This window comes from Streptomyces sp. NPDC047108 (genome assembly GCF_040643575.1).
Lineage (GTDB): Bacteria > Actinomycetota > Actinomycetes > Streptomycetales > Streptomycetaceae > Streptomyces.
Map to the genome: position 1 here is coordinate 143434 of NZ_JBEYUP010000003.1, position 19977 is coordinate 163410.

Consider the following 19977-nt stretch of genomic DNA (forward strand, 5'->3'; position numbering starts at 1 on the left):
TCAAGGGCCGTTCAAGGGCCGGTCCGGATCGGGCCGGAAGAAGGCGGGAGGCCGTCAGATCTCCAGGTCCTTGATCAGCTTTGCGACATGGCCCGTGGCCTTCACGTTGTAGAGCGCCCGCTCGACCTTGCCCTGCTCGTCGACGATCACCGTGGAGCGGATCACGCCCGTCACGGTCTTCCCGTAGAGCTTCTTCTCGCCGAAGGCGCCGTACGCCGCCAGCGTCTCCTTCGAAGGGTCGCCGACCAGCGTGACCTTGAGGCCCTCCTTCTCCCGGAACTTGGCCAGCTTCTCCGGCTTGTCCGGGGAGACGCCGATCACGTCGTAGCCCGCGCCGGCCAGCAGCTCCAGGTTGTCGGTGAAGTCGCAGGCCTGCTTCGTGCAGCCTGGCGTGAGCGCTGCGGGGTAGAAGTAGACGATGACCTTGCGACCGGCGTGGGCGGCGAGGGAGATCTCGTTGCCGTCGGCGTCGGGCAGGGTGAAGGCGGGGGCGGTGTCGCCGGGCTGCAGTCGCTCGCTCATGGCTGAAGTTCTCCTCATCGTTCGTGCTGCTACCCGAGAGATTAGCCGCGGTGACGGGGGTGCCATGGGGCACGGCCCCCCACGAGCTGACAGACTGTCCATCACGGACAACCCAAGACGACGGAGGCAGCGCGGTGTCGGAAGCCAGGACCCCGGCGCAGATCGAGGCGGACATCGCCGGCAGGCGGCAGGTGCTCGCGGCGACGCTGGACGAGATCGCGGTGCGGGTGCACCCGAAGACGATCGTGGGCGACGCGAAGGCGAGGGCGGCCTCGGCGGTCGACCGCACCGCGGGCCGGGCCTATGTGGCCGTGAACCGCACGGTTTCGGACGTCCGCGCGAAGCTGGTCTCCGACGACGGTTCGCCACGGCTGGAGCGGATCGTTCCGGTGGCGCTCGCCGCCGTGGCCGTGGTCGGCCTGCTGGCCGCGTCCACGCGCCGCCGCCGCGGATAGGACCCCTGGGCGCACTTCGCCCGTCACGGGGCAGGTACGGTCATGACGTGAGCACGAACGCGACCCACGACAAGCTGCCCATCCGGATGCTGCACGACCGTGTGCTGGTCCGCACCGACATCCCCGAGGGGGAGCGCCGCTCCAGCGGTGGCATCGTCATCCCGGCGACGGCGGCGGTCGGCCGCCGGCTGGCCTGGGCCGAGGTGGTCGCGGTCGGGCAGAACGTACGCACGGTGGAGCCGGGGGACCGGGTGCTGTTCGACCCGGAGGACCGTGCCGAGGTCGAGGTCCGCGGGGTGGCGTACGTGCTGATGCGCGAGCGCGATCTGCACGCCGTGGCCGCCGAGCGGCTCGAGGGGTCCGACGACTCGACCGGGCTCTACCTCTGACCCCGCGTCCCTGATGCCGCCTCTCCGAGGTGGCGTTCCGACGCCGTGCCGGGTGTGGTCGTTCGCGAGCGACTTCGTGGCCCCGGCCCAGGAGAAACCTTCCGCCAGGCGGCCGGCCGGTGCCGGCCGCCTGCACACGGCAACCACCCCCTAGAAGCCGTCCGACTCCGGGAAGAACTCGTCCTCGTCCGGCGGTGTGACCGGTGATGTCGTCGGGGCGTGCGACGGCGACCTCGACGGGGCCGTGCTCGGCGGACGGGAGCTGCCGCCCGTCGCCGGTGCCGACGACGTCGGCGAGCCGGACGGGCTCCCCGACGGCGACCCGCTGGACGCCGACGGCGACCCGGACGACGCCGACTCCGCCGGTTCGCTCGGCTCGGCCTCCGCGCCGGGCTGGAGGTCGAGGCGGAAGGACTTCGCCGCCGTGTTCTGCAGCGCGACGGCCGTGTAGCGGCCCCAGATCTCCGCCGGGTACCCGCCGCCGTTGATGCGGTCGAGCCCGGTCGCCCCGTACAGCGGCTTCTGCTTCCCGCTCTTGGGGTCCTGACCCATCACCGCGATCACGGTGGCGAGGTCCGGGGTGTAGCCGGCGAACCAGGCGGCCTTGTCCTCCTCCGCCGTGCCGGTCTTGCCCGCGGCGGGGCGTCCGGCGGACTGGGCGGCGGTGCCGGTGCCGTTCGCCACGACGCTGCGCAGCATCATCGTCGTGGTGTCGGCTGCCTGGCGGGAGATCGCCGGCCGGTCCTCCCGTTCGGGCAGGGAGACGTGCTGACCGCCCTTGGTGATCTTGTCGACGAGGGTGTACATGCCGTGCTTGCCGTGGTTGGCCAGCGTCGCGTACGCCTTCGCCATGTCCAGGACGCTGGCGTTGACGACGCCGAGGGCGACGGACTGGCGCGCCTCGGCGAGGCCGGGGGCGTCCTTGGGGACGCCGAGGGCGATCGCGGTCTGTTTGACCTTCTCCGGGCCGACGTCCTCGCCCATCTGTGCGTACACGGAGTTGACGGACTTGTCGGTGGCCTCGGCGACGGTGATCTCGCCGTAGTCGGTGCCGTCCTCGTTGCCCGGCCGGTAGCCGGTGGGGCCGCTGCGGCCCTGCACCTCGCGGCGGTTGCTGCCGTCGTAGAGGGTGCTCGGGGTGATGCGGCGGCCGTCCTGGGTGGTGGACCGGTTGTCGACGGCCGCGCTGAAGACGAACGGCTTGAAGGTGGAGCCGACCTGGTAGTCGCGCCGGGTGGCGTTGTTGACGTACTGCTTGGTGTAGTCGACGCCGCCGTACATGGCGACGACCCGGCCGGTCTGCGGGTCGATGGAGGCGCCGCCCGCGCGCACGTAGCGGTCGACGGGGTTGGAGGTGCTGAGCCGGCTCATGAGCTGGGTCTTCACGGCCTCGGCCATGGCCTTCTGCTTGCGCTTGTCGAGGCTGGTGGTGATGCGGTAGCCGCCGGCCTGCAGGGTGTCCTCGCCGATGGCGCCGCTGCCGCTGAGGTAGGTGTTGATGGCCTCGACGAGATAGCCGCGCTGGCCCGACATCCCGGGCGGTGCCTTGGTCCTGCCGGGCTTGGGGAAGGTCATCGCGGCGCGTTCGCGCTCACCGAGCCAGCCTTCCTTGACCATGCCGTCGAGCACGTAGTTCCAGCGGGCGTCGGCGCGGGCCTTGTTCTCGGGGTGGGCCGAGACGTCGTACGCGCTGGGGGCGTTGACGAGTGCGGCGAGGTAGGCGCCCTCGGGGGTGGTGAGGTCGGCGCAGTCCTTGCCGTAGTACGCCTGGGCGGCGGCCTGGATGCCGTAGGCGTTGCGCCCGAAGTAACTGGTGTTCAGATAGCCGGTGAGGATCTGGTCCTTCGTCTTCTCGCGGTCGAGCTTGATGGCGATGAAGAATTCCTTCACCTTGCGGGTGAGGGTCTGTTCCTGCGCGAGGTAGTAGTTCTTGACGTACTGCTGGGTGATGGTCGATCCGGACTGGCGGCCCTTGCCGGTGACGGTGTTCCAGGCGGCGCGGATCATGGCCTTGGGGTCGACGGCCGACTCGGAGTAGAAGTCGCGGTCCTCGGCGGAGAGGACGGCGTGCTGGACGGGCTTGGGCACCTCGGTGAGGGGCACGTTCTCGCGGTTGACCTCGCCGTCACGGGCGAGGGGTGACCCGTCCGCGTAGAGGTAGACGTTGCTCTGCTTGACGGCGGTCGCGTTGGCGGGCGGGATCTCGACCAGCAGGTATCCGGCGGCGAAGGCGCCGGTGAGGAGGAGCAGGAACAGCAGGATGCCGCCGAGCGTCATGCGCCAGGTGGGCAGGAAGCGGCGCACCCCGGTCCGTTTCGGCCGGGGCTTCCGGGCCTGTTTCCGGGCCTGGAGGAACGCTCCGGGCGGCCGGGGTGGCTGCGCCGGGACACCACCGGTCGGTACCCGGCCGGGAAGAGGTGCCGTGCCGCGGTCGGTCTGCCGCTGCGGATGGCTGCTCATCTGCGGGGACTCCGTTTCGCGTGGTAGGCCCGTCCCGTAGGGAACTGTCGCATTCTCGGCTCCGTACGGATCGGTCGGCGCGCTCTCAGGACCGCTCTGTCACGGGCCGGTTGGCTCCGTCAAACCACCCCATCGCGTGAATAACCGATGGCAGGGCGTCCGCCGGGCTGACTAAGCTCGACCCCTTTGGCGGGGGAGGACCGAGCGGCGGGGGGCGTGGGCCATGCGGTTGTACGGGGCTGTGGCCGTGAGCGGTTTCCGCCGCTATGCGACGTACCGGGTGGCGACCGCGGCGGGCGTGTTCACCAACACCGTCTTCGGTTTCATCATGGCCTACACCTATGTCGCGCTGTGGGACGAGCGGCCGCGGCTGGGCGGTTACGAGCTGCCGGAGGCGCTGACGTATGTCTGGCTGGGCCAGGCGCTTCTGATGACCTGTGCGCTGATGGGCGGCGGCTTCGAGGACGAGCTGATGGAGCGCATCCGCACCGGTGACATCGCGAGCGATCTGACGCGCCCCGCCGATCTGCAGCTGTGGTGGCTCTCGGCGGACCTGGGGCGGGCGGGGTTCCATCTGCTGGGGCGGGGGATCGTGCCGATGGCGGTGGGTGCGCTGGCCTTCGATCTGGTGGTGCCGTCGGTGTCCGCGTTCGCCGCGTTCCTGCTGTCGGTGGCGCTGGGTGTGGTGGTGAGTTTCGGGGTGCGCTATCTGGTGGCGCTGTCGGCGTTCTGGCTGATGGACGGCGCGGGGGTGGCGCAGGTCGCCTGGCTGGCCGGGATCTTCTTCTCGGGGATGCTGCTGCCGCTGACGCTCTTCCCGGGCGCGCTGGGCGAGTTGGCCCGTGCTCTGCCGTGGTCCTCGCTCCTGCAGGTCCCGGCGGATGTCTATCTCGGCCGTTACGCGGGGTGGGACCTGCTGGGGGCGTACGGCTTCCAGGCCGGGTGGGCGGTGGCGCTGCTCGCGGCGGGCCGGGCGCTGCAGTCGGTCGCCACGCGGAAGGTGGTGGTCCAGGGTGGCTGAGGCACGCGGGACGGTGGCGTCGGGCCGTTCGCTGACGGACGGCCGTTCTCCTGGGGATGGCCGTTCTCCTGGGGAGGGCCGGGTGCGGGCGGCGGGGTGGGTCCTGGCGACGGGGGTGCGGGCGTACGGGCTGATCGCGGCGATGTGGATCCGCTCCACGATGACGTACCGCGCGTCCTTCGTGATGACGGCGCTGGGCAACTTCGCGGCGACGGCGCTGGACTTCGTGGCGATCCTGCTGATGTTCTCGCACGTCACGACGTTGGACGGCTTCGCGCTGCCGGAGGTGGCGCTGCTGTACGGCACGGCCGCGACGGCGTTCGGTCTGGCGGATCTGGTCATGGGCAGCATGGACCGGCTGGGGCGGCGGGTGCGCGACGGGACGCTGGACACCCTGCTCGTGCGGCCCGCTCCGGTCCTGGCCCAGGTGGCGGCGGACCGGTTCGCGCTGCGGCGGCTGGGGCGGGTGTCGCAGGGGCTGCTGGTGCTGGTCTGGTCGCTGACGCAGGTTCAGGTGGCGTGGACGCCGGTGAAGGCGGCGATGGTGCCGCTGATGGTGGTCAGCGGGGCGGCGATCTTCGCGTCGGTGTTCGTGGCGGGGGCGGCGTTCCAGTTCTGGGCGCAGGACGCCTCGGAGGTGCAGAACTCCTTCACGTACGGCGGCACGACGCTGCTGCAGTACCCGCCGACGGTCTTCGCGAAGGACATGGTGCGCGGGGTGACGTTCGTGGTGCCGCTGGCCTTCGTCAACTGGCTGCCGGGGCTGTACGTGCTGGGCCGGCCGGATCCGCTGGGTCTGCCGGACTGGACGGCGTTCGCCCCGCCGCTGGTCGCGGTGGTGTGCTGCGCGGCGGCGGGCGCGGCGTGGCGGGTGGGTCTGCGGTCGTACCGGAGTACGGGGAACTGAAGGCGGAAGGGGCGGACATGGCCGGGACGACGGGTGCGAAGGACAGGGCGGACGCCGGGGACTCCGGGGGCACCGCGGACGACGGGTTCATCGACGTCGACGGTGTGGAGAAGGTGTTCGAGGTGCGGCGGAGGGCGGGGTTCCTCCGGCGCGAGAAGCGGCAGGTGCGTGCCGTGGACGGGCTGTCGTTCCGGATCGCCCGCGGCGAGATGGTGGGTTACATCGGCCCGAACGGCGCGGGGAAGTCGACCACCATCAAGATGCTGACGGGGATTCTGGTGCCGAGCGGCGGCCGGCTGCGGGTGGCGGGGATCGACCCGTCGCGGGAGCGGACGCGGCTGGCCCGCCGCATCGGGGTGGTCTTCGGCCAGCGCACGTCGCTGTGGTGGGATCTGCCGCTGGGCGACTCGTACGCGCTGGTGCGGCGCCTGTACCGGATTCCCGCCGCCCGCTACCGGGAGAATCTGGAGCGCTGCGTCGAACTCCTGGACCTGGGCGCGCTGCTGGACGTGCCGGTGCGGCAGCTCTCGCTGGGCCAGCGGATGCGCGGGGACATCGCGGCGGCCCTGCTGCACGACCCCGAGGTGCTCTATCTGGACGAGCCGACGATCGGTCTCGACGTGGTCAGCAAGGGCAAGGTCCGTTCGTTCCTGCGGGATCTGGGTGCCGAGCGCGGTACGACGGTGCTCCTCACGACACACGATCTGACCGACATCGAGCAGTTGTGCCGGCGCGTGATGGTCATCGACCACGGGCGGCTGATGTACGACGGCGGGCTGGACGGGCTGCACGCGGTGGGGGAGAGCGAGCGGACGCTCGTCGTGGACCTGGAGCGGGAGCTGCCGCCGATCTCCGGGGTGCCGGGTGCGCGGACGGTCAGGGTCGACGGGCCGCGGCAGTGGCTGGCCTTCCCGGCGGCGCAGAGCGCGGCTCCCCTGGTGGCGGCCATCGCGGACGGCTATCCGCTGGTGGATCTGTCGGTGCGGGAGCCGGCGATCGAGGAGGTCGTGGCCAAGCTGTACGCGGATCGTTCGGCCCTGTGACGAACGGCACGGCCCGCATAGGCTGTTCCTCATGAGCGAGAGCCCTGACCTGCCCGAGCTGCGGGCCTCCGACGCCGACCGTGACCGGGTCGCCGAGATCCTGCGCGATGCCCTGGCCGAGGGCCGGCTGGACATGGAGGAGTTCGACGAGCGGCTGGGGGCGGCGTACCAGGCGCGTACCTACGCCGATCTGGAGCCGCTGACCCGCGATCTGCCGGTCTCCGGGGTGGCGGCGGGGGCGGCGGGGCGTGAGCCCGTGGCGGTCTCCGGTGACTGGTCGGAGCGGATCGGGGGCCCGGCGAGTTCCACGAAGGGCATCGCCGTGATGAGCGGCTTCCAGCGCAAGGGGCGGTGGACGGTCCCGCGCCGGTTCACCGCGTTCACGTTCTGGGGCGGGGGACAGCTGGATCTGCGCGAGGCGCGCTTCGAGGACCGGGAGGTCGAGATCCGGTGCTTCGCGATCATGGGTGGGGTCCAGATCGTCGTACCGCCCGGGGTCGAGGTGGATGTGCGCGGCTTCGGCATCCTGGGCGGCTTCGACCAGAGCGCGTCGGACGACCCCGGTGAGCGGGGCGCGCCGCGGGTCGTGGTCAGCGGCTTCGCCTTGTGGGGCGGGGTGGGCGTGGAGCGGAAGCTCGCCAGGGCGGAGCGGCGCCGGCTGAAGGCCGAGCGGCAGGAGTGGGCGCGGCTGGAGCGGGAGCGCGGGGAGCGGGAGCGCGGGCCGCGCAAGGAGCTGGAGTAGCCCGTACGGGCCCGGCTCGCGGCCCGGACGACGGCAATGGCTGTCCCGGGCGCGACGGGCCCGGGCGAACGGTGTGAGACGCGCGGACGGGCCGGGGACCCGCAGGTCCCGGCCCGTCCGTATCGCTTCGGCCTCCGATGCCGGCGCCGGCGCTCCGGCGTCAGAGCTGCGCCGGTGCCGACCCCTTCAGGTGGGACAGGTCGAGAGCGCCGGCCATCGCCCGGTAGCCCTCGTCGCTCGGGTGCAGATGGTCGCCCGAGTCGTAGCGGGGGAGGAGCCGCAGGGGCTGGGCCGGGTCGCGCAGGGCCCGGTCGAAGTCCACGACCTCGTCGAAGACCTGCCCGGACCGGATCTCGGTGTTGACCTGCTCCCGTACGGCGTTCAGGCGCGGCGAGAAGCCCCGGTGCCCGTAGAACGGGGCGAGGGTGCCGCCGACGACTCGCAGCCCGCGCGCGTGGGCCTGCTGCACGAGTCGGCGCAGACCGTCGGTGATCTTCCGCGCGTCGGTCTGCTGCGGCGGGCGGAGGATGTCGTTGACGCCCAGTTCGACGACCACGGCCCGGACACCGGTGGCCTTCAGGACGTCACGTTCGGCGCGGTTGAGGGCGCTGGGGTTCTCGGACGAGAAGGTGTTGCCGTCGCTGAGGACCCGGTTCCCGCTGATGCCGTGGTTGAGCACGCTGTAGCGGGGCGCTCCGGGCTCGGTGCGCAGCCGCTCGGCCAGGAAGTCGGGGAAGCGGCGGTTGGCGCCGGCGGTGGAGGTGATGCCGTCGGTGATGGAGTCGCCGAGGACGACGACCGCACCGCGCGCCTCGCTGGTCAGTACGTCCACGGCGGTGAGGTAGCGCCACGACGGGGTCTGCTCGGTGAACGCCGTGCCCGCCACGTCCTCGGCGCGGTCGCCGCGTGCGAGGTACGAGGTCTGGCGGGCGTGCGGGTGGTAGGTGACCGGCCCGGAGGGGTTCGCCGAGTACGTGGTGACGAGCAGGTCGGCCGCGGCCGGGATGTTCAGCCGGGTCGGGTCGCTGGTGACGGACTGCCCGATGGGGATGGTCACCCACGGGTTGCCGGAGAAGGTCAGCCGGCGCAGGGTGCCCGCAGCGGCGGTGGGGTTGCTGGGGGCGGCGGCCAGGGCGATGGTGGCGTGGCTGATCGTCAGCGGCCGCTTGCCGTAGAGGTTGGAGAGCTGGATACGGGCGCCGGAGCCTCCGACGGTGGTGCGCACCACGTTCCGGATGGACATCCCCGCGTATCCGTTGGGGGTGTTGGGTTCCGCTGCCGCGGGGGAGGTGGCCCACGTGCCGACCCAGGCACCCGCGGAGGCGGGTGCGGCCGAGCCGCGGGGCTTGCGGGATGCGGCGTTGTTGAAGGACTCGCTGCTCCCGCCCACCCCGATGAATATCGCGGTGGAAATGAGGACCACAACTGCCGCTAGCGCGGCCAGCAGGGCATAACCATGGCGTTTGGTCATGCTCGGCGTTTCTCCTCGAACAGGGGAGCCCTCGGCTCCGGCTTGAGTTAGGTGTGACGGGCGGTCGGCGGCGACTGCGGTGGCGCTCGTTCCGACGGACCCATCATGATCCCACGATGGTGTGATCGCCCGGCGGGGGGCCCTGTCGGGGGTGCCCGCTCTGACAGACGCCGGGAACTACCGGAGCGTTCCATCAGTCGGTCAGGTAATGCGTCACATGATGACAAGGCACAGGTAGGACTCGGGAACGGGTGGAGCGGATGGACCGGACGAGGGCGGACAAAGGCGATGGAGCCGGTGGGGTGAAGGATGCCCGGCCGGGGGCCGCGTCATCCGCCGTCCCGCGGGGAGCGTTCGCCTACAGCGCGGCGGACGAGGAACGGCGGCGCGGGGTACGCCGGATGAAGACGTTCGCGACCGGCCTTCTGCTTCTGGTCGCGGTGGTCTACGCGTTCGCCAAGTGGCGGCAGACCGCGGGTGCGGACGGCGCGTGGGCGGGGTATGTGGCCGCGGCGGCGGAGGCCGGGATGGTCGGTGCGCTCGCCGACTGGTTCGCCGTCACCGCGCTGTTCCGCAGGCCGATGGGCCTGCCCATCCCGCACACCGCCATCATCCCGACGAAGAAGGACACCCTCGGCCGTACGCTCGGCGACTTCGTGGGCGAGAACTTCCTCTCCTCCGGCGTCGTACGGCAGCGGCTGCGCGCCGTGGGCATCAGCAGCAGGCTGGGCGGCTGGCTGGCCGAGCCGGCCAACGCCGACCGGGTGACAGCCGAGTTGTCGACCGCGCTGCGCGGTGCGCTCCGCGTGCTGCGCGACTCCGACGTCCAGGCGGTGGTCGCCGAGGCCATCACGCGCCGTGCCGACGCGCAGGAGGTCGCGCCGGGTCTGGGCGCGCTGCTGGAGAAGGTCGTCGACGACGGCGGGCACCGCAGGGTGGTGGACCTGCTGTGCGTACGGGCCCACGACTGGCTGGTCATGCACGGCGATTCGGTGATGGAGGCCGTCACGGGCGGGGCGCCCGGCTGGACGCCGCGCTTCGTGGACAAGCGTGTCGGCGAGCGCGTCTACAAGGAGTTGCTGCGTTTCACCGGCGAGATGCGCGACATGCCGGAGCATCCGGCGCGCGGCGCGGTCGACCGTTTCCTGCGGGACTTCGCGGCCGACCTCCAGTCGGACGAGGACACGCGGGCGCGTGTGGAGCGGCTGAAGACGGAGGTGCTGGGGCGCGGCGAGGTGCAGGAGGTCATCGCCTCGGCGTGGGGTTCGGTGCGCCAGATGGTCGTGGCGGCGTCGGAGGACGAGTACAGCCAACTGCGGCTGCGGACCCGTACGGGACTGCTGTCGCTGGGCGCGCGGCTGGCGTCGGACGCGCGGATGCAGGAGAAGGTGGACCGCTGGCTGGAGGACGCGGCGGTTCATGTGGTGACGACGTACCAGGACGAGATCACGGCGCTGATCACGGAGACGGTGGCAGGCTGGGACGCCGAGCAGACGTCCTTGAAGATCGAGGCGCACATCGGCCGGGACCTGCAGTTCATCCGGATCAACGGCACGGTGGTCGGTGCGCTGGCGGGGCTGGTCATCTACGCGGTGTCGCGGGCGCTGGGCGCCTGACTTCTCTTCCGGACCGGGTCGGGCCTCGCGGCGCCTTGCACGCGTACCTCTGGGAGGCGGTCCCGGCACCGTATGCCGCGGCGAGGCGTGCTGCCGGACCGTCAGGCGGGGGTGCGGGGGCGGGGGAGCGGCCGCGGGTGGTGGCCCTGTGGCGTGCGGCGGCCGGGCACGGGTGGCCCCGTTGCCCGTCCCCTGTGCAGCGTAATTCTCCGCACTGCGGCGAATGGTGGACACCGCGCCCCTGACCTGGGGAAGTGACGGTCCGTCGGCCCGGACGGGCGGCCCCGCGCGGGTGATCACTGACGGACCGTCAGCGCGCGGGCTCGTCCGTGAGCACATTCCCTGGACCCGTAGGACGCGGGCGCCCAGACCCAGGCGGGGCAACCGCCCCGCACTCGCGTCCACGGGAAAGGAGTTCCTGTGCGCCTCAACCGCACCGCCGGTGTCGCCCTTGCCGCCGGCGCCCTCGTCTCCCTGGCCGCCCCGGTCGCCGTCGCCGCGCAGCCGGTTGAAGACCACCCCCGCGGTGGCGGCGAGCGTGCGCGTCTCGTCGCGCACCCGGACTCCGTCCGCCCGGGCGGGACCGTCAGCCTGACCCTCTTCTGCCCCCGGGGCACCGAGCGCGCCGAAGGCAGCTCGCGCGCCGGCACGGTGTTCTTCAAGCAGTCCGACCACAGCGTCTTCCGCGGCACGCTGAAGGTGCACCGCAACGTCGAGCCCGGTACGTACACCGTCCGCGGCACCTGCATCCTCGGCCGGGGCGACGGCGGCCCCCGTGACGACGCGGGCGCCGAAACGGGCACCGGCGCCGGCCGCGAGGACTCCGGCAGCGGCACCGGCACCGGCCGCGAGGACTCCGGCAGCGGCATGGGCAACGGCCGTGAGGACTCGGGCGCCGACATGGGCGGTACGGGTCGTGAGGACTCCGGCAGCGGCATGGGCAACGGCCGTGAGGACTCCGGTGCCGACATGGGCGGTGCCGGTCGCGAGGACTCCGGTGCCGACATGGGCACCGGACGCAACGACGCCGGTGCCGAGGCCGAGAGCGACTCCGGCAACTGGGGCGGCGGTGACTGGATGCGGGCCAACCGCAGCAGCGACCGTGCCGCCGCGCGCCCCGACCGCGTCACGGCCACCGCGACCGTGACCGTCACCCGCCACCCCCGCGGTGGTACCCACGGTGGTGAGGGTGGTTCCCAGGGCCTGGGCACCACGGAGCTCGCCGCGGGCGGAGCGATCGCCGCGGCCGCGATCGGCGCCGGGATCGTCGTCGTACGCCGCCGTGCGAAGGCCGGCCGGTCCTGACCCGGCTCGCCTGAAGTGATCGGAGCCGGTCGCCGGACGGTTCGTCCGGCCGGCGACCGGAGTCGGTGGTGATGTCCCCTGGTTTCCCCGAGAGCCAGGGGACATCTCCGTGCGTACGGTGCTCCGCCCGCGCCCGACACCACACTCCTCGGTTCATGGACGCCGCGCCGAAGGCCCGGTGGGATCCGAACCCCCCTGACCTGAACGTCCGTACGCCCGCCTGCGCCGACCGTGCGCTATGACCGATTAGGGAGCTTGATATCGGTATGCCCTAGGTCTAAGGTCCGTTGCCGACAACGGTACGGAGGGCGCCGCGCGCCCGCCCGCGCCGGCTCCGGACTCGAGGTGGAGGGCGCATGGACCGACGAGCCCGCCCGGTGACGGGAAGCCGCTCCCCGGGCCCCTGGCCACCGGCGCGACGCGGCCGCGCCCCCGCCGCCCGCCGGCGCCGCGCCCTCGCGGCCGTACTGCCCCTGCTGGCGCTGGGACTCGGCGCGTGCGGAGGCGGCGGCGAATCCGGCGGTGTCACCGAGCTGAACTGGTACAACTTCCCCGACGACTCGGGCGCTCTGCAGAAGGCAGCCGACGACTGCGGCCGGGCCTCCGGAGGCCGGTACTCCATCACGTACCACAAGCTCCCCCGGGCCGCGGACGGCCAGAGGCAGCAGCTCGTCCGCCGGCTCTCCGCGCAGGACTCCTCGCTCGACATCCTCGGCCTCGACGTGACCTGGCCCGCCGAGTTCGCAGAGGCGGGCTGGATCCGGCCGTGGACCGGGCAGAACCGGCAACAGGCGGTCCAGGGCACGCTGCGGGCCTCGCTGGAGACGGCGACCTGGGAGGGGAAGCTCTACGCGGTCCCGTACAACGCCAACACCCAACTCCTGTGGTACCGCGACGACTTGGTCCCCAAGCCGCCCACGACCTGGGCCGAGATGATCGACATGGCCTCCGCCCTCGCGAAGGAGGGCAAGCCGCACTACGTCGAGATCCAGGGCGCCCAGTACGAGGGGCTCACCGTCTGGTTCAACTCCCTCGTGGAGTCCGCCGGTGGCTCGATCATGACGCCCGACGGGAAGCAGCCCTCGCTCGGCCCGCCCGCCGTACGCGCCGCCGGCGTCATGCGCGACCTCGCCCGCTCACCCGCCGCCGACCCCTCCCTCACCAACCAGATGGAGGACCAGAACCGGCTGGCGATGGAGTCCGGCACCGCGGCCTTCGAGATCAACTACCCCTTCGTCTATCCCTCGATGAAGGCCAACAACCCGAAGCTCTTCCCGCACTTCAAGTGGGCGCCTTACCCGCGCGTCGACGCCGGCCGGCCCTCCCGCCCCACCATCGGCGGCATCGACCTCGCCATCAGCAAGTACTCCCGCCACTCCGACCTCGCCTTCGAGGCGGCGCTCTGCCTGCGCAACCGCCAGAACCAGCTCAACGCCGCGCTCCAGGGCGGCCTGCCGCCCACCCTGCGCGACCTCTACACCGACAAGGCGCTCGCCAAGGACTACCCCTTCGCGCGCGAGGTGCTGAACGCCCTGGAGACGGCGAGCGTCCGCCCCAAGACCCCGGCGTACCAGAACGTCTCGATCGTGATCTCCCACACCCTCTCGCCCCCCTCCGCCATCCAGCCGGTGAGCGCGGTCGACGAGATCCGCGACCAGATCAACGACGCGCTGCAGTCCAAGGGGCTGATCCCGTGACCACACAACCGAGCACCCGGCCCGAACCCGCCGACGGCGCGCCCGCGAAGGACGCCACGGCCGCGCTGTCCGCCGGAGCGCGCCAGGAGCGGCGCCTGGGCTGGCTGCTGTGCTCCCCCGCCGTCGTCGTCATGATCGCCGTGACGGCCTATCCGATCGCCTACGCCGTCTATCTCTCCTTCCAGCGCTACGACTTGCGCTTCCCCGCGATGGCCGAGTTCGTGGGTCTGAGCAACTACGGGGCGGTGCTCTCCTCCGGATTCTGGTGGCAGGCGTTCTGGGTGACCGTCCTCGTCACCGCCGTCTCCGTCGCCATCGAACTCGTCCTCGGCATGGGGCTGGCGATCGTCATGCACCGCACGATCTTCAGCCGCGGCACGGTCCGTACGGCCATCCTCGTCCCGTACGGCATCGTCACGGTCGTCGGCGCCTTCTCCTGGCAGTTCGCGTGGACACCCGACACCGGCTACCTCGCCGCGCTGCTCCCCGAGGGCAGCGCGCCGCTCACCGACCAGTGGCAGGCCATCGGGCTGATCATCCTCGCCGAGGTGTGGAAGACGACCCCGTTCATGGCGCTGCTGCTCCTCGCCGGGCTCGCGCTCGTCCCCGAGGAGACGCTGCGGGCCGCGATGGTCGACGGCGCGGGCGTCTGGCAGCGGCTGTTCCTCGTCACCATCCCGCTGATGAAGGCCGCGATCCTGGTGGCGCTGCTGTTCCGGACCCTGGACGCCTTCCGGATCTTCGACAACATCTACGTGCTGACGGCCGGCGCCCACGACACCGCGTCCCTGTCGATCCTCGGCTACGACAACCTCTTCACCGCGCTCAACCTCGGCATCGGGTCCGCGGTCTCGGTGCTGATCTTCATCTGCGTCTCCATCATCGCGTTCGTCTTCATCAAGCTCTTCGGCACGGCCGCACCCGGCACGGAGGTGAACCGCTGATGGCGGAGGCAGGCAAGCGGCACGCGGTCGCCTGGACCGTGGTGAACCTGGTCGTCGTCCTCTACGCGCTGTTCCCCGTGTGGTGGATCGTCGCCCTGTCGTTCAAGGCGCCCAGCACCCTCACGGACGGCAACTTCATTCCGTCGGAGTGGACCTGGGAGAACTACCGGGGCATCTTCGACACCTCCGAGTTCACCCGCGCCCTCATCAACTCGATCGGCATCGCCCTCATCGCCACCGCCATCGCCGTGGCGCTCGGCACCATGGCCGCCTACGCGGTGGCCCGGCTGCGTTTCCCCGGCAAGCGGCTGCTGATCGGGATGTCGCTGCTGATCGCGATGTTCCCGCCGATCTCGCTGGTCTCACCGCTGTTCAACATCGAGCGGATCCTCGGCCTGTTCGACACCTGGCCCGGGCTGATCATCCCGTACATGACCTTCTCGCTGCCGCTGGCGATCTACACCCTCTCGGCCTTCTTCCGCGAGATCCCCTGGGACCTGGAGAAGGCGGCGAAAGTCGACGGCGCCACGCCCGCGCAGGCCTTCCGGCTGGTCATCGCCCCGCTCGCCGCGCCCGGCGTCTTCACCACCGCCATCCTCGTCTTCATCTTCTGCTGGAACGACTTCCTCTTCGCGATCTCCCTGACCTCCACCGAGGCGGCGCGCACCGTGCCCGCGTCCCTGGCGTTCTTCACGGGGAGTTCGCAGTTCCAGCAGCCCACCGGATCGATCGCCGCGGCCGCCGTGGTGATCACCGTACCGATCATCGTCTTCGTGCTGCTGTTCCAGCGGCGCATCGTCGCCGGACTGACCTCCGGGGCGGTCAAGGGCTGAAGGGCTGAACCGATGGCCGAGATCATTCTCGAAGGAATCACCAAGCGGTACCCGGACGGTGCCCTGGCGGTCCGCGACGTCAACCTCCGCATCGAGGACGGGGAGTTCGTGATCCTCGTCGGCCCCTCCGGATGCGGCAAGTCCACCACCCTCAACATGATCGCGGGCCTGGAGGACATCACCGAGGGCACCCTGCGGATCGGCGACCAGATCGTCAACGACAAGGCGCCCAAGGACCGCGACATCGCCATGGTCTTCCAGAGCTACGCCCTCTACCCGCACATGAGCGTGCGGGACAACATGGGCTTCGCGCTGCGCCTGGCCAAGACCGACAAGGCCACCATCCGCGAGAAGGTCGAAGAGGCCGCCCGCATCCTCGATCTGACGGAGCATCTGGACCGCAAGCCCGCCAACCTCTCCGGCGGCCAGCGGCAGCGCGTGGCCATGGGGCGGGCGATCGTCCGCAGCCCCAAGGCGTTCCTCATGGACGAGCCGCTGTCCAACCTCGACGCCAAACTCCGCGTCCAGATGCGGACCCAGATCTCCATGCTCCAGCAGCGCCTCCGTACGACCACCGTGTACGTGACGCACGACCAGACCGAGGCCATGACGCTCGGCGACCGCGTCGTGGTGCTGCGCAGCGGCGTCGTCCAGCAGGTCGGCACCCCGCAGCACCTCTACGACGAGCCGCAGAACCTCTTCGTGGCGGGCTTCATCGGCTCGCCCGCGATGAACTTCCTCTACGGCACGCTGGAGGAGAGCGCCCTGCGCACCTCCCTCGGCGACCTCCCTCTGGACGAGAGGACCCGCCAGGCCCTGGAGCGGCAGAACGCCCCCCGCGACCTCATCGTCGGCTTCCGGCCGGAGGAGTTCGAGGACGTTGCGCTGGCGGACACCAGCCGCGGCGGCCCCTTCCACACGTTCTCGACCACGGTGGGCGTCGTGGAGTCCGTGGGCTCCGACGCGTACGTGTACTTCGAGGAGCAGGGCCACCGGGCGATGACCGACGAACTGGAGGAACTCGCCACGGACTCCGGCCTCAAGGACTCCGGCACCCGCGGCCACCAGATCGTCACCCGGCTCAACGCGGCGACGCGGGCGCGGGAGGGCGAGCGCATCGAGCTGTGCGTGAACGTGGCGAAGGCGCACATCTTCGACCCGGCGACCGGGGTCAACCTGACGCATCCGGAGCGCCGGGACGGGAGCTGACGTCCGCGGAGCCGCGGTTCGTTTCGCCGGTGGGCGGTCAACGGCGCCGGGAACGGCCGCGCCCGTCAGCCCTTGGCGAGGACCGGCGGTCCCCGAACTGCCGCCCGCCCGGCGGGGATCAGCGAACCGGCGGGGATCAGCGCCCGCCCGGCGGGGATCAGCGCGAGCCCGGCAGGGATCAGCGCGAGCCCGGCAGGGATCAGCGCGAGCCCGGCACACCGGGGGCGCGCACACCCAGGGCGTGCGCGATCGCCTCCCCGGCGAGGACGTGCTCCGCCTCCTCGGCGACCCTCCGCACGATCTCGCCCGCCGGCAGGATCTCGTGGACGAGCCCCGCCGACTGCCCCGTGAACGGCAGGTACTCGTCGCCCCGCCCGCCCCGTATCGCCTCCATCAGACGCGGTACGGCATCGGCCGGGTCGACCTCGTCGGGGTGTTCGCGCAGGGTGTCCACGAGCGCGGTGCGCAGCGAACGCGGCACGCCGTAGCTGCCCGGCTCGGTGTACGGGGGCAGGATCCGTTCGCTGTTGGTCGCCTTGACGGCGTCGCGGGCGTCCGCCGCGACGATGCGGTCCTTCCACGCGTCCGACGCGCTCATCTCCGCCGAGGCGAGGAAGCGCGTCCCCATGGCCGCCCCCTGGGCGCCGAGCGTCAGCGCCGCCGCGAGCCCCCGCCCGTCGGCGATCCCGCCGGCGGCGATCACCGGCGTATCACCCGCCATGTCGACGACCTGCGGCACCAGCACCATCGTGCTCACGTCCCCGCCGTGGCCGCCGGCCTCACCGCCCTGCGCCACCAGCACGTCGGCCCCGGCGTCGATGGCCTGCGCGGCCTGCTCGGAATCCATCACCTGCTGGATCCAGAGGATGCCCGCCTCGTGGGCCCGCTCGATGAGGTCGGCCGGGACGGACAGGTGGAAGGAGATGGCCGCGGGACGGGCCTCGACGGTCGCCTGGAAGGCGTCCTCGTCGAGCGGTCGCGCCGTGTGGTTGATCGCGAACGGACGGTCGGTGAAGCGGCGCAGCTCCGACCACTGCTCCTGGAGGGCGGGCACGGTCCTGACGGCCGTACCGAGACTGCCGAGGGCGCCCGCCTCGCACACGGCGGCCGCCAGGCCCACCTCCTCCCACGGGCCGAAGGGCGCGCAGATGAGAGGCGCGTCGATGCCGAGCAGGTCACAGACGGGGGTGTGCAGCATGTGCACCTCCGGCGGCGGCACAGAGGGCGTCGCGCGTCCGCCCCGTGCCCGTCGCCTCGCGGGTACGGAGTGCGGGGCCACGGCTCGCTGGACCCTGAGTGCACGGCGGTGGCCGCGGGTCCTGGGCCGGGCCGGGTGGACCGCGGCTCGGGGACCACTCCCATCATCACCCCGGCGCGCGGACGTGGCATTCCGGTGCGGCGGCGGAGGTCAGGCGAGGGCGGCGTTGACCAGCTCGCTGACCCGGCCCACGGCGTCGAAGTCCTGCGTGAGCCGGTTCTTGGTCAGGGCGAACGCGATACCCGTCGCGGTGTCGCCGTACGCGTAACTGCCCCCGGCCCCGCCCATGCCGAACGCCGTCACCGCCTCAGGACCCGCGCAGCCGGGCCGGCCGAGCGCGTAGCCGAGCCCCCAGGCGGAGGGATTGCCGAACACCGCGTCGACGCCGCTCGCCGCCTCCGAGGTCACCTCCCGCAGCCGCTCCGGGGTGATCAGCCGTACCCCGTCGACCTCGCCGAGCAGCGCCGCGTACATGCGGGCGATGGCGCGGGCGCTGGTCTTGGCACCGGCGGGGATGTCGGCGGCGAGGACGTCCGTACGGTTGCCCAGGGCGGCGGTCGGGAAGAGCGACAGCGGACCGGCCCTGAACATCGGCAGGTCCTCAGGCATCGCGGCCGTCAACTCCGCGCCGCCTTCCGCGTCTTCGAGGGGCGCGAGGCGGGCGTGCTCGGCGACGGGCACGCCGAACCAGAGCTCGTCGGCCACTCCGAGCGGGGCCGTCACCTCCTCGCGGAGCACCTGGGAGACGGGCTTGCCGGTGACCCGGCGGACGATCTCGCCGACGAGGTAGCCGAAGGTGTACGCGTGGTAGCCGACCCGGGTCCCCGGCTCCCACCACAGCTCGGCGCCGGCGAGCGCGGCGCACATGCGGTCCCAGTCGCACAGGTCCTCGGGCGTGGTGTCCTGCGGGATCCCCGGCACTCCGGCCGCGTGCGTCAGGACGTGCCGTACGGTCACCCCGCCCTTGCCGTGGGCACCGAACTCCGGCCACAGCTCGGCGACGGGTGTGTCGTACGAGAGGAGCCCGCGCTCGGCGAGCACGTGCGCCACGGTCGCCGTCGCGCCTTTGCCGATGGAGTAGTTGTGGAACGGGGTGCCGGAGGTGACGGCCCGGCCGGTGGCGGGATCGGCGACTCCGGCGACGGCGTCGACGACGAGCTCGCCGTGGCGGAACACGGCGACCTGGACGCCGCGTTCGGCGCCGGAGTCGACGAGCTGATCGATGGCGTGCCGCACCTGCTTCTGGACGTCGGTCTCGCGGACGTCGTTCTTGCGGACGTCCCTCCTCCGGTCGCTGGGGGCGGTGGCGTGCGGGGTGCCGGTGTGCGGGGGCTCGTCGCGGTGTGGGTCGTCGGCCATGGTCGTTCCGTTCCTCCGGCGTACGGGTCGGCGGCCGCGGGACGCGGCGGCTGTCGCTGATGGAGACGGCGCGGGGAGAGAGAACTCATCGGTGGAGGGCGCCGCCGTGGGGTACTGGGGCTGGGACCTGGCCAGGGGCGGGATCGGGCGGGGCTGGGGGTTTGGCCGGGCCGGGGATCAGGCCGGGCCGGGGATCAGGGCCAGCTTTCCGTGAGCCGGTTGAGGGGCACCTTGCCGTCGAGCACGTCCTCGGGGACGGCGATGACGGGAAGGTGCCGTACGGTGCCGGCGCCCAGGAGCTGCGTCTGTACGAGGACGGCGGCCTGATCCCAGTAGATGTGCTCGCCGGCCACGGCCGTGTCCTGGAAGCCGACCACGGCGACGACGGGCACACGCACGGCCCGGCCTGTGGGCGCGACACCCGGCAGGATCCAGGGAACTTCGATGTCGTGCGTGAACGACACGATCATCTCGTCCACGATGCCCTGGTCTCCCACGGTGCGGGACAGGGAACGCACGGTGAAGTCCTCGGGGTTACGCCCGATGAACCAGCGTGCGTAGAAGTCCCTGACGGCGTCGTACCCGATCCCGCCCATGGCGGTGGGCACGTGGAGCACGGCGGGATCGCCGGACATCGTGCCCATGGTGGCCTCGACGTCCTGCGCGACGAACTCGCCGGCCATATGGGCTTCCCAGATCCGCTCCATCGCGGCGTGCTCGGCCATCGGAACGCTCCTCGCGTCACG

The 19977-nt window shown here is 71.7% G+C and carries 18 protein-coding genes; 12 read left to right on the forward strand and 6 right to left on the reverse strand.

Annotated features, from left to right (window positions below; all coding sequences use genetic code 11):
* Positions 1-54 precede the first annotated feature (54 nt).
* Entirely contained in the window at positions 55-522 is a 468-nt protein-coding gene (bcp, locus tag ABZ822_RS08950) for a thioredoxin-dependent thiol peroxidase (RefSeq protein ID WP_360849212.1), read from the reverse strand.
* A gap of 134 nt (positions 523-656) precedes the next feature.
* On the opposite strand from bcp, the gene ABZ822_RS08955 reads away from it, so the two are divergent.
* The gene (locus ABZ822_RS08955; RefSeq protein ID WP_360849215.1) at positions 657-977 is read left to right on the forward strand and encodes a DUF3618 domain-containing protein; all 321 of its coding nucleotides are present in this window, start codon (positions 657-659) and stop codon (positions 975-977) included.
* A gap of 47 nt (positions 978-1024) precedes the next feature.
* Positions 1025-1366 (forward strand): co-chaperone GroES, encoded by a 342-nt coding sequence (locus tag ABZ822_RS08960; RefSeq protein WP_360849218.1) that lies wholly within the window; start codon positions 1025-1027, stop codon positions 1364-1366.
* Between the two features lie 150 nt (positions 1367-1516).
* Here ABZ822_RS08960 and ABZ822_RS08965 read toward each other — a convergent pair whose 3' ends face one another.
* Positions 1517-3826 (reverse strand): transglycosylase domain-containing protein, encoded by a 2310-nt coding sequence (locus ABZ822_RS08965; protein ID WP_360849221.1) that lies wholly within the window; start codon positions 3824-3826, stop codon positions 1517-1519.
* Positions 3827-4049: 223 nt separating this feature from the next.
* Between ABZ822_RS08965 and ABZ822_RS08970 the strand changes: the two genes are divergently transcribed.
* The 4 genes from ABZ822_RS08970 to ABZ822_RS08985 all read left to right on the forward strand — a co-directional run bounded on the left by ABZ822_RS08970 (position 4050) and on the right by ABZ822_RS08985 (position 7539).
* On the forward strand, positions 4050-4847 hold the full coding sequence (locus ABZ822_RS08970; RefSeq protein WP_360849224.1) for an ABC-2 family transporter protein: 798 nt from the start codon (positions 4050-4052) through the stop codon (positions 4845-4847).
* An 82-nt stretch (positions 4848-4929) separates the two neighbouring features.
* Positions 4930-5754, forward strand: coding sequence for an ABC transporter permease (locus ABZ822_RS08975; RefSeq protein WP_360849227.1), 825 nt, complete (start codon positions 4930-4932; stop codon positions 5752-5754).
* Positions 5755-5771: 17 nt separating this feature from the next.
* Complete coding sequence (locus tag ABZ822_RS08980) at positions 5772-6797, forward strand: ATP-binding cassette domain-containing protein (protein WP_360849230.1); 1026 nt, start codon at positions 5772-5774, stop codon at positions 6795-6797.
* A gap of 31 nt (positions 6798-6828) precedes the next feature.
* Entirely contained in the window at positions 6829-7539 is a 711-nt protein-coding gene (locus tag ABZ822_RS08985) for a DUF1707 domain-containing protein (RefSeq protein ID WP_360849233.1), read from the forward strand.
* 160 nt (positions 7540-7699) lie between these two features.
* On the opposite strand, the gene ABZ822_RS08990 is transcribed toward ABZ822_RS08985, so the two are convergent.
* Positions 7700-9010, reverse strand: a complete 1311-nt coding sequence (locus ABZ822_RS08990) for an SGNH/GDSL hydrolase family protein (protein WP_360849237.1) — start codon at positions 9008-9010, stop codon at positions 7700-7702.
* A 260-nt stretch (positions 9011-9270) separates the two neighbouring features.
* Between ABZ822_RS08990 and ABZ822_RS08995 the strand changes: the two genes are divergently transcribed.
* From ABZ822_RS08995 to ugpC, 6 genes are all read left to right on the forward strand, one after another.
* Complete coding sequence (locus ABZ822_RS08995) at positions 9271-10626, forward strand: DUF445 domain-containing protein (RefSeq protein ID WP_360849240.1); 1356 nt, start codon at positions 9271-9273, stop codon at positions 10624-10626.
* 420 nt (positions 10627-11046) lie between these two features.
* Positions 11047-11931 (forward strand): hypothetical protein, encoded by an 885-nt coding sequence (locus tag ABZ822_RS09000; RefSeq protein ID WP_360849244.1) that lies wholly within the window; start codon positions 11047-11049, stop codon positions 11929-11931.
* Between the two features lie 356 nt (positions 11932-12287).
* Entirely contained in the window at positions 12288-13628 is a 1341-nt protein-coding gene (locus ABZ822_RS09005) for an ABC transporter substrate-binding protein (protein ID WP_360849247.1), read from the forward strand.
* A 65-nt stretch (positions 13629-13693) separates the two neighbouring features.
* The gene (locus ABZ822_RS09010; protein ID WP_360850427.1) at positions 13694-14572 is read left to right on the forward strand and encodes a sugar ABC transporter permease; all 879 of its coding nucleotides are present in this window, start codon (positions 13694-13696) and stop codon (positions 14570-14572) included.
* Positions 14572-15405 (forward strand): carbohydrate ABC transporter permease, encoded by an 834-nt coding sequence (locus ABZ822_RS09015; protein ID WP_360849250.1) that lies wholly within the window; start codon positions 14572-14574, stop codon positions 15403-15405. The genes ABZ822_RS09010 and ABZ822_RS09015 overlap by 1 nt, the downstream gene beginning before the upstream one ends.
* Before the next feature lie 12 nt (positions 15406-15417).
* The gene (ugpC, locus tag ABZ822_RS09020) at positions 15418-16614 is read left to right on the forward strand and encodes a sn-glycerol-3-phosphate ABC transporter ATP-binding protein UgpC (RefSeq protein WP_360849253.1); all 1197 of its coding nucleotides are present in this window, start codon (positions 15418-15420) and stop codon (positions 16612-16614) included.
* A gap of 199 nt (positions 16615-16813) precedes the next feature.
* Here the strand turns inward: ugpC and ABZ822_RS09025 are convergent, their stop codons facing one another.
* From ABZ822_RS09025 to ABZ822_RS09035, 3 genes are all read right to left on the reverse strand, one after another.
* Positions 16814-17812 (reverse strand): nitronate monooxygenase, encoded by a 999-nt coding sequence (locus ABZ822_RS09025; protein WP_360849256.1) that lies wholly within the window; start codon positions 17810-17812, stop codon positions 16814-16816.
* A gap of 210 nt (positions 17813-18022) precedes the next feature.
* Positions 18023-19231: a serine hydrolase domain-containing protein gene (locus ABZ822_RS09030; protein WP_360849259.1), complete on the reverse strand. Its 1209-nt coding sequence runs from the start codon at positions 19229-19231 to the stop codon at positions 18023-18025.
* Positions 19232-19425: 194 nt separating this feature from the next.
* Positions 19426-19956 carry a nuclear transport factor 2 family protein gene (locus ABZ822_RS09035; protein WP_360849262.1) on the reverse strand — a complete coding sequence of 177 codons (531 nt, stop codon included), beginning with the start codon at positions 19954-19956 and terminating at the stop codon, positions 19426-19428.
* Positions 19957-19977: the final 21 nt, after the last annotated feature.

Coding starts and splice junctions, on each gene's coding strand:
- ugpC (WP_360849253.1), top strand. CDS start 15,418: ATGGCCGAGATCATTCTCGAAGGAATCACCAAGCGGTACCCGGACGGT.
- bcp (WP_360849212.1), bottom strand. CDS start 522: ATGAGCGAGCGACTGCAGCCCGGCGACACCGCCCCCGCCTTCACCCTG.
- ABZ822_RS09025 (WP_360849256.1), bottom strand. CDS start 17,812: ATGCTGCACACCCCCGTCTGTGACCTGCTCGGCATCGACGCGCCTCTC.
- ABZ822_RS09035 (WP_360849262.1), bottom strand. CDS start 19,956: ATGGCCGAGCACGCCGCGATGGAGCGGATCTGGGAAGCCCATATGGCC.
- ABZ822_RS08990 (WP_360849237.1), bottom strand. CDS start 9,010: ATGACCAAACGCCATGGTTATGCCCTGCTGGCCGCGCTAGCGGCAGTT.
- ABZ822_RS08965 (WP_360849221.1), bottom strand. CDS start 3,826: ATGAGCAGCCATCCGCAGCGGCAGACCGACCGCGGCACGGCACCTCTT.
- ABZ822_RS09030 (WP_360849259.1), bottom strand. CDS start 19,231: ATGGCCGACGACCCACACCGCGACGAGCCCCCGCACACCGGCACCCCG.
- ABZ822_RS08970 (WP_360849224.1), top strand. CDS start 4,050: ATGCGGTTGTACGGGGCTGTGGCCGTGAGCGGTTTCCGCCGCTATGCG.
- ABZ822_RS09005 (WP_360849247.1), top strand. CDS start 12,288: ATGGACCGACGAGCCCGCCCGGTGACGGGAAGCCGCTCCCCGGGCCCC.
- ABZ822_RS08980 (WP_360849230.1), top strand. CDS start 5,772: ATGGCCGGGACGACGGGTGCGAAGGACAGGGCGGACGCCGGGGACTCC.
- ABZ822_RS08985 (WP_360849233.1), top strand. CDS start 6,829: ATGAGCGAGAGCCCTGACCTGCCCGAGCTGCGGGCCTCCGACGCCGAC.
- ABZ822_RS09015 (WP_360849250.1), top strand. CDS start 14,572: ATGGCGGAGGCAGGCAAGCGGCACGCGGTCGCCTGGACCGTGGTGAAC.
- ABZ822_RS08995 (WP_360849240.1), top strand. CDS start 9,271: ATGGACCGGACGAGGGCGGACAAAGGCGATGGAGCCGGTGGGGTGAAG.